We start from the raw sequence: 15163 nt of genomic DNA, 5'->3' as shown, positions 1-15163 counted from the left end.
CCTGTTTCTCTTTCTGTGCTGTCAGTCAATGGTTAATTCAGGGTTACTTTATCGTTTGGGTCGAGGGCTTCTGTCAACCGTTGTTGCAAGATAAGGCGCAATTCCGGAGATAATACGCATCTGTCTTTGTCTGCAAGGATAAAAAAATCTTCTACCCGCTCGCCAATCGTGGAAATACGCGCACCGTGCAACGACACGTTGAGGTCGGCGAACACTTTACCCAGACGTGCCAGCAGACCTGGCTGATCGAGTGCGCTCAACTCCATGTAGCTGCGTCTGTCCGTATGTGTCGGCAGGAAGCTGATTTCCGTGGGCACACTGAAATGGCGCAATTTGGAGGAGGCGCGGCGCGGGCGTGGATGCTGGTAATCGCGCTGCGTGAGGGCCTGAACCAGCGCCTGGCGAATAAATTCGTGGCGATCCGGTGCGACCGGGCTGCCGTCGGGCTCCAGTACGATAAAGGTGTCCATCGCCATGCCGTCGCGGCTGGTGAATATTTGCGCATCATGCACGCTCAGATTGCGACGGTCGAGTTCGCCTGCCACGGCGGCGAACAGGTAAGGGCGGTCTGGGCTCCAGATAAAAATTTCTGTTCCGCCGCGGCTGGCCTGATGGCTGATAAGCACCAACGGCTGATGTAAATCGTGCTCAACGAGATGGCGAGCATGCCAGGCAAGCTGGTTCGGCGAATGACGCAGAAAATAATCTGCGCGGCAGCGGCTCCAGATAGGGTGCAGCGCCTCTTCATCGATATTGTCCATGCGCAGCAGCGCCAAGGCCTGGAGACGATGATGGCGTACGCGATCGCGCACATTCGGCGTATTTTGCATCCCGCGACGCAATTGTTTCTCGGTGGCGAAATAGAGTTCGCGCAGCAGGCTCTGTTTCCAACTGTTCCACAAGGTTTCATTGGTCGCACAGATATCGGCAACCGTGAGGCTGACCAGATAGCGCAGGCGGGTTTCACTTTTCACTTCAGCGGCGAATTGCTGGATAACCGCCGGATCCTGAATGTCACGACGCTGCGCGGTAACCGACATCAGCAGGTGGCAGCGCACCAGCCAGGCAACCAGTTGCGCTTCGCGCGAATTGAGCTGGTGCAGTGCGGCAAACTCAACGACATCTTGCGCTCCCAGCTCCGAGTGGTCGCCACCGCGCCCTTTGGCGATGTCATGAAACAGCGCCGCAAGCAGCAGCAATTCCGGCTGCGGCAGGCGCGGATACAGCTCCACGCACAACGGATGCTGCGCACGCGTCTCTTCGTCGGCAAAACTTTCCAGCTTGAGCAGCACGCGCAGCGTGTGCTCATCCACCGTATAGGCATGAAACAGATCGAACTGCATCTGCCCAACAATGTTGCTCCATAGCGGCGTATACGCTTCCAGCACGCTATGGCGATGCATTGGCAGCAGCGCACGGTTTACCGCATGTGGATGGCTCAGAATCTCCATAAACAGGTGCCGCGCTTCAGGAATAGTGCACAGCGGTTGCGCCAAATGGCGCCGTGCATGACGCAATTGGCGCAGCGTGGTGGAATAGATACCGGTGATCTCATCGTTGCGCACCATGGTACTAAACATGCGCATAATGGCTTCCGGCTTGTGCATGAACAGGGTTTCATCACGCAGATCGATCAGGTTGCCACGCAGTTGGAATTCGTCATCGATTGCGCGCGGCTTTTCACTGGCATCCAGCGCTAGGATAGCCTCATCGAACAGTTGCAACAGCATATGATTAAGCTCGCTGACGCGACGCATCGCGCGATAGAAATCTTTCATCATGTGCTCAACCGGTGCATTACCCTCGCCACGGTAATTCAGCAACTGTGCCACGTTGAGCTGGCGATCGAACAGCAGACGGTTGTCATAACGCGACAGCATCAGGTGCAAGGCAAAGCGAATGCGCCACAGGAGGCTCTGACATTCATTGAGCTCGTTGCGTTCGGCTTCGGTAAGAAAACCAAAAACGACCATTTCGTTGAGCGAGGTGGCACCAAAATGGCGTCGAGCAACCCAGAGCAAGGTGTGAATATCGCGCAGCCCACCCGGGCTACTTTTTATATCGGGTTCAAGGTTGTAGCTGGTGCTGTGGTAGCGCTGATGCCGCTCTTGTTGTTCGGTGATTTTTGCCGGGAAAAAGGCAGATGAGGGCCAAAAGTCCTCGCTAAAAATCTGTTTTTGCAGGGAGAGAAACAGCGCTACATCGCCGCAGATCAGGCGCGATTCGATAAGGTTTGTCGCAACGGAAATATCCGCTCTGCCTTCTTGCAGGCACTCATCCAGCGTGCGCACGCTATGACCGACTTCAAGCTTAAGGTCCCACAACAGCGTGATAAACGCGCCCACTTGTTGAGATTGATGGGGGGTGAGCGATTGCCCGCTGAGCACCAGCACATCAATATCCGACAGCGGGTGCAATTCACCGCGCCCGTATCCCCCCACGGCCACCAGTGCCGTTTGTGCGGCAGATTCGAAACCGTAAAACGCCCACAGGCGTTGCAGCAGATGATCGATAAAAAAAGTTCTGGCGGTAATCAGCGTTTCGGCGGCTACCCCGGCGCGAAATTCAGCGTTCAACCACGTCTGAAAACGCTCCATAGACAGTTTCAACGCGGCGCAATCCAATTCGCTGTCGCTGTAGGTTAATGGGGAGGCGTGGGGCTGTATGTCAGCGGTGAACACGTCGGCGGAGTGAGATGCGTTGTTGTCATTCATAAATTCACAGCCCTTAAGCGTTGCCTGGCAAACGCCACAAAAGAGACGGCAGCACTGTTAAAGGTATCCCTGGCCGCCGCCGAAAGATACCCGTCGTGCTGGCGCACCATTATGCCGGGTGCGAAATGATGTTGGGGATGGTATCGTCTTCCCGCAGCGTCATAATTTCGCAACCGTTTTCGGTTACCACAATAGTATGCTCGTATTGCGCCGACAAGCTGCGATCTTTGGTTTTTACCGTCCAACCGTCTTTCATGGTGCGGATACGGAAATCGCCCGCGTTAAGCATCGGCTCAATGGTGAATGCCATGCCCGCTTGCAGCACTACACCGCCGTCATCGGCATCGTAATGCAGCACCTGAGGTTCTTCATGGAAACCGCGACCAATGCCGTGGCCGCAATATTCACGCACTACGGAGAAATCATTGCTTTCTGCGAATACCTGGATGGCTTTACCCAAGGCACGCAGCCGGATACCAGGCTTGACCATTTTCAGCGCCAGATAGAGGCTTTCTTGCGTGATACGGCACAGACGTTCGCCCAGAATCATGGGTTTACCGGCGATGAACATCTTGGAGGTATCACCGTGGAAGCCGTCCTTGATGACGGTGACATCGATATTGACGATATCACCGTCTTTCAGCAGACGCTCATCGCTGGGAATGCCGTGGCACACCACTTCGTTGATAGAGATACACACCGATTTTGGGAAGCCGTGATAACCAAGGCTGGCAGAAATGGCCTGCTGCTTGTTGGTAATATGGTCGTGGCAGATGCGATCGAGTTCGCCAGTGCTGACACCGGGAACCACATACGGTTCGATGATTTCCAGCACTTCCGCCGCCAGGCGGCCAGCAACGCGCATTTTCTCGATGTCTTCAGGGGTTTTTATTGATATAGCCATGCAAAATTGTCCGCAGGTGTCGAAGCAGTCGACGAATTTAAGGTTACTCACTAACCACTTATGTTATCAGCCCTGACGGATGGTGCCAAATCCCCATTTGGATCCAATGGCAGTGCGTCAGGAGAAAATCGGGTAAAGGGCGCAACAAAAGTTGGTGTCGGTGGCGACTTTATGGTATAAAGCGCGCCGGTGATCCGACTGGGTCTGGCTAACAGGTTCAGCGGAATTCACTAAACTCATATGTGTAAATAACACACACATGCCGACACGTTCACCGGGGTGCTCGAAGGTCAATGTCTTATGACGTGGCTGAAGGGTCGGTGTAATGGGACATGTGGAGGCTTAACCCCATACTCAATTTATAGAGGTAATCATGGCAACTGTTTCCATGCGCGATATGCTCAAGGCTGGCGTACACTTCGGTCACCAGACCCGTTACTGGAACCCGAAAATGAAACCTTTCATTTTTGGTGCGCGTAACAAAGTTCACATCATCAACCTTGAAAAAACCGTTCCGATGTTCAACGATGCGCTGGCTGAGCTGAGCAAAATCTCTTCTCGCAAAGGCAAAATCCTGTTCGTTGGTACGAAACGCGCTGCAAGCGAAGCGGTAAAAGACGCTGCAAACAACTGCGACCAGTTCTTCGTGAACCATCGCTGGTTGGGCGGTATGCTGACTAACTGGAAAACCGTTCGTCAGTCCATCAAGCGTTTGAAAGATCTGGAAACCCAATCTCAAGACGGTACCTTCGACAAGCTGACCAAAAAAGAAGCTCTGATGCGTACTCGTGAACTGGACAAGCTGGAAAACAGCCTGGGCGGTATCAAAGATATGGGCGGCCTGCCAGATGCTCTGTTTGTGGTTGACGCTGACCATGAACACATCGCCATCAAAGAAGCAAACAACCTGGGTATCCCGGTATTTGCTGTGGTTGATACCAACTCCGATCCGGATGGCGTTGACTTCATCATCCCTGGCAACGACGACGCCATCCGTGCAGTAACTCTGTACCTGAGCGCTGTTGCTACCGCTGTTAGTGAAGGCCGTTCTCAAGATCTGGCTGTTCAAGCGGAAGAAGGCTTGGTATAAGCTGAATAAGTAGAAGCTGAATAATAAGACTGGCTCCGTCGAGCCCTTATTAACCAGGTATTGAATATGTTGGTTAGGGGGCCTTAATGGCCCCCTTTTACTTATCTCCCACGAGATAACCCGAGGAAAAGATAATGGCTGAAATTACCGCTGCCTTGGTAAAAGAACTGCGCGAGCGTACTGGCGCTGGTATGATGGAATGCAAGAAATCGCTGGTAGAAGCTAACGGTGATATCGAACTTGCTATCGATAACATGCGTAAGTCTGGCCAGGCTAAAGCTGCGAAAAAAGCAGGCCGTGTTGCTGCTGAAGGTGTGATTCTGACCAAGATCGCTGCTGACGGCAAATATGGCGTTATCGTCGAACTGAACTGCGAAACTGACTTTGTTGCTAAAGATGCTGGCTTCAAAGCCTTTGGCGCAGAAGTTGCAACCGCTGCATTGAACGAACGCATCACTGACGTTGACGTTCTGAAAGCGAAATTCGAAGAACAGCGTACTACGCTGGTCGCGAAAATTGGTGAAAACATCAATATTCGTCGTATCGCTATTCAGGAAGGTGACGTGCTGGGTGCTTACCTGCACGGCGCACGCATTGGCGTACTGGTTGCCGCTACCGGTGCAGATGAAGAACTGGTTAAGCACGTTGCTATGCACATTGCTGCCAGCAAGCCTGAGTATGTGAAAGCCGAAGACGTTCCGGCATATGTGGTTGCCCGTGAGCACCATATCCAGTTGGACATTGCCATGCAATCCGGCAAACCGCGTGAAATCGCAGAAAAAATGGTCGAAGGCCGTATGCGTAAATTCACCGGCGAAATCTCTCTGACCGGTCAACACTTCGTGATGGATCAAAACAAAACTGTTGGCGATCTGCTGAAAGAGCACAAAGCTGACGTCATCAGCTTCATCCGTTTCGAAGTGGGTGAAGGCATTGAGAAAGCGGAAGTTGACTTCGCTGCCGAAGTCGCCGCGATGAGCAAGCAGTCTTAAGATGCAAAAAAGGAGCCGCCAGTTGGCGGTTCCTTTTTATACCCGTAATACTTCATGTACCGCGGCGTTAGTGAGGTTCACTCGGCACATTTGCGAGTAAACTGACGCACACTGCCCACGGGAAAGTGACATGACGTTGGGTATATCCAGCCAAAATTTTCAACACGTTTTACTGCCACTGCGCATTTATGCGTCGGTTTAATGACGCGCGCGGCATGAAGCACTAAGGCGTGACAGTAATCACATTCCCATTATGATGATAGCCCGTTAGGACAATAACACCATGGCAACCAACGCTAAACCCGTATATCAACGTATCCTGCTTAAGCTCAGTGGCGAAGCATTACAAGGAGCCGAAGGTTTTGGTATCGATGCGAGCATTCTGGATCGCATGGCTCAGGAAATTAAAGAATTGGTTGAGCTGAGCATTCAGGTCGGCGTCGTTATCGGTGGTGGCAACCTGTTCCGCGGTGCCGGTCTGGCACAGGCCGGAATGAATCGCGTGGTGGGCGATCACATGGGGATGTTGGCCACCGTCATGAACGGCCTGGCAATGCGCGATGCGCTGCACCGTGCCTATGTCAACGCACGCTTGATGTCAGCCATTCCGCTCAACGGCGTGTGCGACAACTACAGCTGGGCTGAAGCTATCAGCCTGCTGCGCAACAACCGCGTGGTGATTTTCTCCGCGGGTACCGGCAATCCTTTCTTCACTACCGATTCTGCCGCTTGTCTGCGAGGTATTGAGATTGAAGCTGACGTGGTGCTAAAAGCCACCAAAGTGGATGGCGTTTTTTCTGCGGATCCGGTGAAAGATCCCACCGCGACGCTCCATGAGACGCTAACCTATCAAGATGTTCTCGAACGGGAACTGAAAGTGATGGATTTGGCCGCCTTTACGCTGGCTCGCGATCATAATTTACCGATCCGCGTATTTAACATGAACAAACCCGGTGCATTGCGTCGCGTGGTTATGGGTGAAAAAGAAGGCACCTTGATCACGAAGTAATAACGGGTGTACTGAAAAATAAGGTACTATCCTGATGGTGGTGGTACTGCTTTATTTTCGTAAAACCGATAGATAACGCGCTGCGTCGGTATGCCGGCACAAGCATCAATGATTTACCGGGTTTGCTGTATGCATCCCTGTCCGCTTTTGTCATGCGTGTCTTTTTCATGATAAAGTGCAGGGAAATAACCTGTCTGGCAACCAGTATTCAAGGGTCCGCAACGTGATTAATGACATCAGAAAAGATGCTGATACACGCATGGAAAAATGTGTAGAAGCGTTTAAGCACCAAATTAGCAGAGTTCGTACTGGCCGCGCTTCACCGAGCCTGCTGGACGGCATCCATGTAGAATATTACGGCTCTGCCACGCCGCTGCGCCAGTTGGCGAACGTGGTGGTTGAAGACACGCGTACTCTGGCGATTACCGTGTTTGACCGCTCGTTGGGCCCGGCCGTTGAGAAAGCGATCATGGCCTCCGATCTGGGGTTAAATCCGTCCTCTGCGGGCGCGGTGATTCGCGTTCCCATGCCTCCGTTGACGGAAGAGCGCCGCAAAGATTTGACCAAAGTAGTGCGTGGTGAAGCGGAACAAGCGCGTATCTCCGTGCGTAACGTACGCCGAGATGCGAACGATAAGCTGAAAGCGCTGTTGAAAGATAAAGCGATCAGTGAAGATGAAGAGCGCCGCGCGCAGGATGACGTGCAAAAACTGACTGATGCCTATGTCAAGAAAGTTGATGTCGCGTTGATAGAAAAAGAAAATGAGCTGATGGAGTTTTAATCGGCTTCCAATATATACCCTAAATAATTCGCGTTGCGGGAAGGCGGCAAGTGAGTGAATCCCGATGAGCTTACTCTGGTAAGTGATTCGGGTTAGCGAGCGTAGTCAACGCATCTGCAACGTGAAGTATGACGGGTATAAAAGCGTCAGCCAGCATGCCTACTGGCGGCGCTTTATTTTTTTAGAGCAATTTCATGAAGCAACTGACGATCCTCGGTTCAACCGGTTCAATTGGCGTTAGTACGCTGGCTGTAGTAAAAGCCAATCCGGATAAATTCGCCGTTATCGCCCTGGCCGCTGGGCGAAACGTTGATGTGATGCTGGCGCAATGCCTGCAATTCCAACCTGCCTATGCCTCCATGTCCGATCCCCAGGCTGCAACACAGTTGCGTGAACGACTGATGGCCGCAGGCTGCCGTACCGAAGTGCTGGCCGGTGAGCAGGCAGCGTGTGAGTTGGCTGCGCTTGATGGCGTAGATCAGGTGATGGCGGCCATCGTGGGGGCAGCAGGATTATTGCCAACCCTCGCGGCTATCAAAGCCGGTAAGCAAGTACTGTTGGCGAATAAAGAATCTTTGGTTACCTGTGGCCGACTGTTTATGAACGCTGTTGCACAATACGGTGCGCAACTGTTGCCGATAGACAGTGAACATGACGCCATTTTTCAGAGTTTACCTGAGCACATTCAACGTCAATTGGGTTACGCTTCACTAACGGAACATGGGGTTGAGCGTATTGTCTTGACCGGTTCAGGTGGCCCATTTCGAGAAACACCGCTGGCCGCATTGGCGGCGATGACGCCCGATCAAGCCTGTGCGCATCCCAACTGGTCCATGGGCCGCAAGATTTCCGTGGACTCGGCCACCATGATGAACAAGGGGCTGGAGTACATCGAGGCGCGTTGGTTGTTTAATGCGTCAGCGGCGCAGATGGAAGTGATCATCCACCCGCAGTCCGTTATTCACTCCATGGTGCGCTATCGGGATGGCAGCGTGTTGGCACAACTTGGTACTCCCGATATGCGCACGCCGATCGCCCACGCGATGGCCTATCCGCAGCGCGTGGTGTCGAACGTGGCTCCGCTGGATTTTATGCGTCTTGGCCCACTCACGTTCAGCGAGCCGGACATGACGCGTTATCCCTGCTTGCAGTTGGCGATCGCTGCGTGCAATCAGGGCCAGGCGGCAACAACCGCGCTGAATGGGGCCAATGAAATTGCCGTTGACGCCTTTTTACACGGTGAGATTCGCTTCACCGATATTGCGTCAGTGAATCAGCGTGTGATGGAGCAGCTTTCCTGCGCCGAGCCAGAGTCCGTTGACGATGTCCTGTCCATTGACCGTTGGGCACGCGAGAAAGGCCGGCAGGCATTACGCGGTTTCCACTGACAACGTGCGCTGACCAACGCGATCCTCACGGCACAATTTGTTCATGCGGGATCAAGGTGATATAGTCTGCGCCATTCGCGTCGAGGTCAGTGCGAAAACGCTGGCGAAGGACGTACAGCCGTGCTCGTTCACGGCTTTTTTGTGCTAACGGGTCTGATGTTAGGGATGGATTGTTTTCTTACTTGAGGAAATTAAGTTCGCGTTATGCCGTCGGATAATCAACAAACACACATTACGCCACCCGAAAGCGGGCCAAGGCATGTTGCAATCATCATGGATGGTAATGGCCGTTGGGCGAAAAACCGTGGAAAACTGCGAGTTTTTGGCCATCAGGCTGGTGTGAAAGCGGTGCGGCGTGCTGTGAGCTTTGCGGTAAGCCATCGGCTGGATGCCTTGACCTTATATGCCTTTAGTAGCGAAAACTGGAACCGTCCGGCGCAAGAAGTGAAAGCGCTGATGGAACTGTTTGTTCGCGCGCTGGACAGTGAAGTTAAAAGCCTGTACAAACATGATGTTAGATTGCGTATCATCGGTGATATCAGCCGTTTCAGCCCGCGTTTACAGGAGCGCATTCGTCGCTCTGAAGCACTGACAAAAAATAATCCAGGGTTAATACTGAATATTGCCGCGAATTATGGCGGACGTTGGGATATTATTCAGGGCGTCAGGCAATTGGCTGAGCAGGTGCAGGAAGGCACGCTCCGCCCGGACGCGATCGACGAAGATACCTTATCCCACGCCCTGTGTTTGAGCGATAACACACCGGTCGATTTGGTCATCAGGACGGGGGGAGAACACCGCATCAGTAATTTTTTCCTGTGGCAGATTGCTTATGCTGAGCTTTACTTTACCGATGTCCTTTGGCCTGATTTCGATGAACACGATTTTGAAGGTGCGATGAATGCATTTGCGCAACGCGAACGGCGCTTCGGTGGAACTGCACCTTCCGATGCTGACGCATCATAGGGGGACGGTGTGCTGAAGTATCGATTGATAACTGCCTTGATTTTAATTCCGTTGGTGATTGCGGCACTGTTTCTGCTACCACCGAAGGGATTTGCACTGGTAACGCTTGGCGTTTGCATGCTTGCCGCCTGGGAGTGGGGGCTATTCGCCGGGTTAGGTTCTTCTGCCCAGCGTTTGTCGCTTGCCTTTATGTGCGGTGCACTGCTGGCGTTGATGACGCTTTCCTTACCCAACTATCATTATTCGGTTCATCTGCTGCCTATTCGCGTTTCGCTATGGGTATCACTGGTGTGGTGGTGTGCCGCCTTGCTGTTGGTGCTCTCTTATCCCGGTTCTGCGGGATTTTGGCGCTGCTCCAAAGCGCTGCGCCTGCTGTTTGGCGTGTTGACTATCGTGCCTTTCTTTTGGGGTATGGTGGCGTTGCGCCAGCACCATTATGATAGCGATCCCTTCTTCGGTGCCTGGTGGCTGCTCTACGTGATGCTGCTGGTATGGGGCGCCGACAGCGGTGCATACATGTTTGGCAAACTGTTCGGCAAACATAAGCTGGCACCAAAAGTGTCTCCGGGTAAAACCTGGGGGGGCTTTGTCGGTGGGTTAGCCACGTCCGCGATTATCTCCCTGCTGTTTAGTGTTTATGCGCCGTTGGGCGTTGCGCCGTTTACGCTGCTCATCTGTTCGGTGATCGCAGCGCTGGCATCGGTACTGGGCGATTTGACCGAAAGCATGTTTAAACGGGAAGCTGGCATTAAAGACAGTAGCCACCTGATTCCCGGTCATGGCGGCGTGCTTGACCGCATCGATAGCCTGACGGCGGCGATCCCGGTATTTGCCTGCCTGATGTTTTTAGTGTTTAAAACGGTTTAGGATGACCTGACTGATGATGAATGTCCTTTGGAGTTTGGCTGCATTTGTTGTTGCACTGGGCGTATTGATTACGGTGCATGAATTTGGCCACTTCTGGGTTGCTCGTCGCTGTGGGGTTAAGGTTGAGCGTTTTTCTGTCGGATTTGGCAAGGCGTTATGGCGTTGGCGCGATCGGCGGGGGACTGAGTTTGTCATTGCCTTAATCCCACTGGGTGGCTATGTCAAAATGCTCGATGAGCGTGTGGATACCGTCTCGCCGGAACACCATCATCTCTCTTTCAACCGTAAGACCGTGTGGCAACGTGCTGCCATCGTGAGTGCGGGTCCGATTGCCAATTTCTTGTTTGCGATTGCCGCCTACTGGCTGGTGTTTATTATTGGCGTGCCGGGTGTACGGCCCGTGGTTGGCGAAATAGTGCCCAACTCGATTGCTGCTATGGCGCAAATGTCGCCGGGGATGGAACTAAAAGCGGTAGATGGTATCGAAACGCCTGACTGGGACACGGCGCGTTTGACGCTAATCGGCAAGATTGGCGATAACGAGGTAACGCTTGATGTCGCTCCGCTCGGTTCTTCGTCTGTGGTGCGTAAAACGCTGGATTTGCGTGACTGGCAGTTCAATACTGAAAGTCAGGAACCCGCGTCCTCATTGGGCATGGTGCCACGCATGCCACAAATCGATGCGGTGCTGACGCAGGTACAGGATGGATCGGCAGCGCAAAAAGCCGGTTTGCAAGTCGGGGATAGGATCGTTAAAGTCGATGGTCAACCGCTGACGCGCTGGTCGCTGTTTGCCAGTACGGTGCGTGACAAGCCGGATGCAGATATTGCGCTGGACATTGAACGAAACGGTGAGACTCGCTCTCTAATCTTGACGCCGGACAGCAAAACGACCGGTGGCAGGTTAGAAGGGTTTGCTGGGGTGGTGCCAAAAGTCATCCCGCTGCCCGAAAAGTACCGGACGGTGCGGCAATACGGGCCGTTCAGTGCTATTTATCAAGCTGCGGATAAAACCTGGCAACTGATGCGGTTAACCGTCAGTATGCTGGGAAAACTGATAACAGGCGATGTTAAGCTCAACAACCTGAGCGGGCCAATCTCCATTGCTCAGGGGGCCGGGATGTCGGCCGACTATGGGCTGATTTACTACCTGATGTTTTTGGCATTGATCAGTGTAAATCTGGGCATTATCAATTTGTTCCCGCTACCGGTTTTGGATGGTGGACACCTGCTCTTTCTGCTGGTTGAAAAACTGAAAGGCAGGCCGGTTTCTGAGCGTGTGCAGGACTTTTGTTATCGTATCGGCACGGTGGTGTTGATGCTGTTAATGGGGCTCGCACTTTTTAATGATTTCTCTCGCCTGTAGGCGGGGGAGTAGGTTAGGAAAAACGCATAACAACGATGGCGATGAAAAAGTTGCTCATAGCGTCGCTGCTGTTCAGCAGCGCCACCGTATACGGTGCAGACGGATTCGTAGTGAAGGATATTCATTTCGAGGGCTTGCAGCGTGTTGCTGTCGGTGCGGCACTGCTCAGCATGCCTGTCCGTGTGGGTGATACCGTCAGTGATGACGATATCGGGAATACCATCCGTGCTCTGTTCGCGACCGGAAACTTCGAGGATGTCCGGGTATTGCGCGACGGTGAAACCTTGATTGTGCAGGTGAAAGAACGGCCCACCATCGCCAGCATCACCTTCTCCGGCAATAAAGCGGTGAAGGATGATATGCTGAAAGAAAACATGGAAGCATCCAGTGTGCGCGTCGGCGAAGCGTTAGACCGTACCACCCTCTCTTCTATCGAGAAGGGGCTGGAGGATTTCTACTACAGCGTCGGTAAATACAGCGCCTCTGTAAAAGCGGTGGTGACGCCGTTGCCGCGCAACCGCGTTGACCTCAAGCTGGTATTTACCGAAGGGGTTTCCGCGCAAATCCAGCAGATCAACATCGTTGGCAACAAAGCCTTTACCTCTGATGAATTGATTGCCCAATTCCAACTGCGCGATGACGTGCCGTGGTGGAACGTCATGGGCGATCGTAAATATCAGAAACAGAAGCTCTCCGGCGATATGGAAACGCTGCGCAGTTTCTATCTCGATCGCGGCTACGCGCGTTTCACGATTGACTCCACGCAGGTGAGCCTGACGCCCGACAAGAAGGGCATCTACATCACCATCAACATCACGGAAGGCGATCAGTACAAGCTGTCCGGGGTGACGGTGCGCGGCAATCTGACGGGGCACTCTGCCGAGATTGAGGGGCTGACGAAAGTGAACCCCGGCGAGCTGTATAACGGCGCCAAAGTAACGCGCATGGAAGAGGATATTAAAAAGCTGCTGGGCCGTTATGGCTACGCTTATCCGCGCGTGGTGACACAGCCTGAAATCAGCGATAGCGATAAAACGGTCAAGCTCAACCTTAACGTGGATGCTGGCAACCGCTTCTCGGTGCGCCGTGTGCGCTTCGAGGGTAACGATACCTCCAAAGATTCTGTGCTGCGCCGCGAAATGCGCCAGATGGAAGGGGCGTGGTTGGGCAACGATCTGGTTGAGCAGGGCAAAGAGCGTCTCAACCGTCTCGGCTACTTTGAAAGCGTTGATGTTGAAACCCAGCGCGTGCCGGGCACTCCCGATCAGGTAGACGTCACCTACAAGGTGAAAGAACGTAATACCGGTACGTTGAACTTCGGCGTCGGCTTCGGTACGGAAAGTGGAGTCAGCTTCCAGGCTGGGGTGCAGCAAGACAACTGGCTGGGTACCGGTAACTCAGTGGGCATCAGCGGGACCAAAAACAGCTACCAGACGTATGTCGAGATGTCGATGACCAACCCCTACTTTACGGTAGACGGCGTCAGCCTTGGCGGTCGTATTTTCTATAACGACTTCAAAGCCTACGATGCTGAGCTTTCTGACTATACTAACAGTAGTTATGGCGTAGGTACGACGTTAGGTTTCCCGATCAACGAGAACAACTCATTGCATCTGGGCCTGGACTACGTACACAACGATGTGTCGGATATGTCACCGCAGGTGGCGATGTGGCGCTATCTGAATTCGGTGGGTGTTAACCCCCCAGTTGTAGAATCGGGTAACCACTCCAGCGCCGACTTTAGCGCGAATGATTTCTTACTGAACGCAGGCTGGGTCTACAATAGTTTGGACCGTGGCTTCTTCCCAACGGAAGGGAGCCGTGCCAGCTTCAACTCCAAGGTGACGGTGCCGGGTTCTGACAACGAATACTATAAGTTGACCTTTGATTCAGCGACCTACTTACCGTTGAGTGAAAACCACCACTGGGTGTTGATGGGTCGTGCGCGTGCTGGTTATGCGGACGGTATTGGCAGCAAGGATGTGCCGTTCTACGACAACTTCTATGCCGGTGGGCCCAGCACGGTACGTGGCTTCCAGTGGAATACCATTGGTCCTAAAGCGGCCTATTACCGGTGTACGGGCACGCCTTTGCCAGGCAGCTACTCGAGTTGTCCGGTGTACAACTCGGATGATGCGGTGGGCGGTAACGCCATGGCGGTGGCCAGTGCGGAACTGATTCTGCCGACGCCGTTCGCCAGCGATAAGTATGCCAGCTCGCTGCGCACCTCGCTGTTTGTGGATGCCGGTACGGTATGGGATACCAACTGGAAGAATACGGATAAAACCTTGGCGGCGGGTGTGCCAGACTACAGCGAACCGGGCAATATTCGTGTATCGACCGGTCTTGTCGTGCAGTGGATGTCACCGCTTGGGCCATTGGTGTTCTCCTATGCCCAGCCGGTCAAGAAAATTGACGGAGACAAGTCGCAACAGTTCCAGTTTAGCATTGGTAAAACGTGGTAGTGTAACGACAAACACGTCGTCTCTAAGTGAAGTATAGGGCTCTGGTAACGCGCCGTGTGCGCCGACTCAGAGCTTTGTGCACGTTAATGTGTGATAAAAAGATCAGTTTGAGGAGTAATAACGTGAAAAAGTGGTTGTGTGCCGCAGGTCTCGGTTTAGCTCTGGCAGCGTCTGCCAGCGTTCAAGCGGCCGACAAAATTGCCGTTGTCAACGTTGCCAGCATTTTCCAGCAGTTGCCACAGCGTGAAGCCGTTGCCAAGCAGTTGGAAAACGAGTTTAAAGGCCGTGCTTCTGAGTTGCAGAAAATGGAAGGCGATCTGCAGACCAAAATGCAAAAATTGCAGCGTGATGGTTCTACCATGAAAGCCAGCGATCGCAGCAAATCTGAAAACGATCTGATGGCGCAGCGTGAGCAGTTCTCCAACAAGGCACAGGCGTTTGAACAAGACAATCGCCGTCGTCAGATGGAAGAACGTAACAAGATCCTGAGCCGTATCCAGGATGCCATCAAAAGCGTTGCCAGCAAAGATGGCTACGATATCGTGATTGATGCCAATGCCGTTGCCTATGTTGGTAATGCGAAAGACATCACGGCTGATGTGCTGAAACAGGTTAAATAAC

12 protein-coding genes are annotated in these 15163 nt (G+C 53.1%); 10 read left to right on the top strand and 2 right to left on the bottom strand.

Annotated elements, in window-relative coordinates:
* Positions 1 to 32: 32 nt before the first annotated feature.
* Positions 33 to 2714, bottom strand: a complete 2682-nt coding sequence (gene glnD / locus ACQGXV_RS19680; RefSeq protein WP_440862843.1) for a bifunctional uridylyltransferase/uridylyl-removing protein GlnD — start codon at positions 2712 to 2714, stop codon at positions 33 to 35.
* Between the two features lie 109 nt (positions 2715 to 2823).
* Positions 2824 to 3618 (bottom strand): type I methionyl aminopeptidase, encoded by a 795-nt coding sequence (gene map / locus ACQGXV_RS19675; protein WP_440862842.1) that lies wholly within the window; start codon positions 3616 to 3618, stop codon positions 2824 to 2826.
* A gap of 373 nt (positions 3619 to 3991) precedes the next feature.
* Here map and rpsB point away from each other — a divergent pair, with 373 nt between their 5' ends.
* From rpsB to skp, 10 genes are all read left to right on the top strand, one after another.
* Positions 3992 to 4708, top strand: coding sequence for a 30S ribosomal protein S2 (gene rpsB, locus ACQGXV_RS19670; protein WP_440862841.1), 717 nt, complete (start codon positions 3992 to 3994; stop codon positions 4706 to 4708).
* A 134-nt stretch (positions 4709 to 4842) separates the two neighbouring features.
* Positions 4843 to 5700 carry a translation elongation factor Ts gene (tsf, locus tag ACQGXV_RS19665; RefSeq protein ID WP_440862840.1) on the top strand — a complete coding sequence of 286 codons (858 nt, stop codon included), beginning with the start codon at positions 4843 to 4845 and terminating at the stop codon, positions 5698 to 5700.
* 283 nt (positions 5701 to 5983) lie between these two features.
* Entirely contained in the window at positions 5984 to 6709 is a 726-nt protein-coding gene (gene pyrH / locus ACQGXV_RS19660) for a UMP kinase (protein WP_440862839.1), read from the top strand.
* 223 nt (positions 6710 to 6932) lie between these two features.
* Positions 6933 to 7490 (top strand): ribosome recycling factor, encoded by a 558-nt coding sequence (gene frr, locus ACQGXV_RS19655; protein ID WP_440867520.1) that lies wholly within the window; start codon positions 6933 to 6935, stop codon positions 7488 to 7490.
* Between the two features lie 194 nt (positions 7491 to 7684).
* On the top strand, positions 7685 to 8878 hold the full coding sequence (gene ispC / locus ACQGXV_RS19650) for a 1-deoxy-D-xylulose-5-phosphate reductoisomerase (RefSeq protein WP_440862837.1): 1194 nt from the start codon (positions 7685 to 7687) through the stop codon (positions 8876 to 8878).
* Between the two features lie 204 nt (positions 8879 to 9082).
* Entirely contained in the window at positions 9083 to 9844 is a 762-nt protein-coding gene (ispU, locus tag ACQGXV_RS19645; protein ID WP_440862836.1) for a (2E,6E)-farnesyl-diphosphate-specific ditrans,polycis-undecaprenyl-diphosphate synthase, read from the top strand.
* Positions 9845 to 9853: 9 nt separating this feature from the next.
* Positions 9854 to 10711, top strand: a complete 858-nt coding sequence (gene cdsA, locus ACQGXV_RS19640) for a phosphatidate cytidylyltransferase (protein ID WP_440862835.1) — start codon at positions 9854 to 9856, stop codon at positions 10709 to 10711.
* Positions 10712 to 10724: 13 nt separating this feature from the next.
* A complete protein-coding gene (gene rseP, locus ACQGXV_RS19635; RefSeq protein ID WP_440862834.1) occupies positions 10725 to 12077 on the top strand; it encodes a sigma E protease regulator RseP in 1353 nt (450 codons plus the stop codon).
* A 35-nt stretch (positions 12078 to 12112) separates the two neighbouring features.
* Positions 12113 to 14542: an outer membrane protein assembly factor BamA gene (gene bamA, locus ACQGXV_RS19630; RefSeq protein ID WP_440862833.1), complete on the top strand. Its 2430-nt coding sequence runs from the start codon at positions 12113 to 12115 to the stop codon at positions 14540 to 14542.
* Between the two features lie 122 nt (positions 14543 to 14664).
* Positions 14665 to 15162 (top strand): molecular chaperone Skp, encoded by a 498-nt coding sequence (skp, locus tag ACQGXV_RS19625; RefSeq protein ID WP_222158387.1) that lies wholly within the window; start codon positions 14665 to 14667, stop codon positions 15160 to 15162.
* The last annotated feature ends 1 nt before the right edge of the window (position 15163 follow it).

This window comes from Symbiopectobacterium purcellii, assembly GCF_052050035.1.
GTDB lineage: Bacteria > Pseudomonadota > Gammaproteobacteria > Enterobacterales > Enterobacteriaceae > Symbiopectobacterium > Symbiopectobacterium purcellii_A.
Note: the sequence above shows the minus strand (reverse complement) of the source record. Positions and strands in the feature narration are given on the sequence as shown.

Bases quoted from the DNA above. Each gene is read 5' to 3' on its own strand.
- glnD (WP_440862843.1), bottom strand. From the start codon at position 2,714: ATGAATGACAACAACGCATCTCACTCCGCCGACGTGTTCACCGCTGAC.
- map (WP_440862842.1), bottom strand. From the start codon at position 3,618: ATGGCTATATCAATAAAAACCCCTGAAGACATCGAGAAAATGCGCGTT.
- rpsB (WP_440862841.1), top strand. From the start codon at position 3,992: ATGGCAACTGTTTCCATGCGCGATATGCTCAAGGCTGGCGTACACTTC.
- tsf (WP_440862840.1), top strand. From the start codon at position 4,843: ATGGCTGAAATTACCGCTGCCTTGGTAAAAGAACTGCGCGAGCGTACT.
- pyrH (WP_440862839.1), top strand. From the start codon at position 5,984: ATGGCAACCAACGCTAAACCCGTATATCAACGTATCCTGCTTAAGCTC.
- ispC (WP_440862837.1), top strand. From the start codon at position 7,685: ATGAAGCAACTGACGATCCTCGGTTCAACCGGTTCAATTGGCGTTAGT.
- ispU (WP_440862836.1), top strand. From the start codon at position 9,083: ATGCCGTCGGATAATCAACAAACACACATTACGCCACCCGAAAGCGGG.
- rseP (WP_440862834.1), top strand. From the start codon at position 10,725: ATGATGAATGTCCTTTGGAGTTTGGCTGCATTTGTTGTTGCACTGGGC.
- bamA (WP_440862833.1), top strand. From the start codon at position 12,113: ATGGCGATGAAAAAGTTGCTCATAGCGTCGCTGCTGTTCAGCAGCGCC.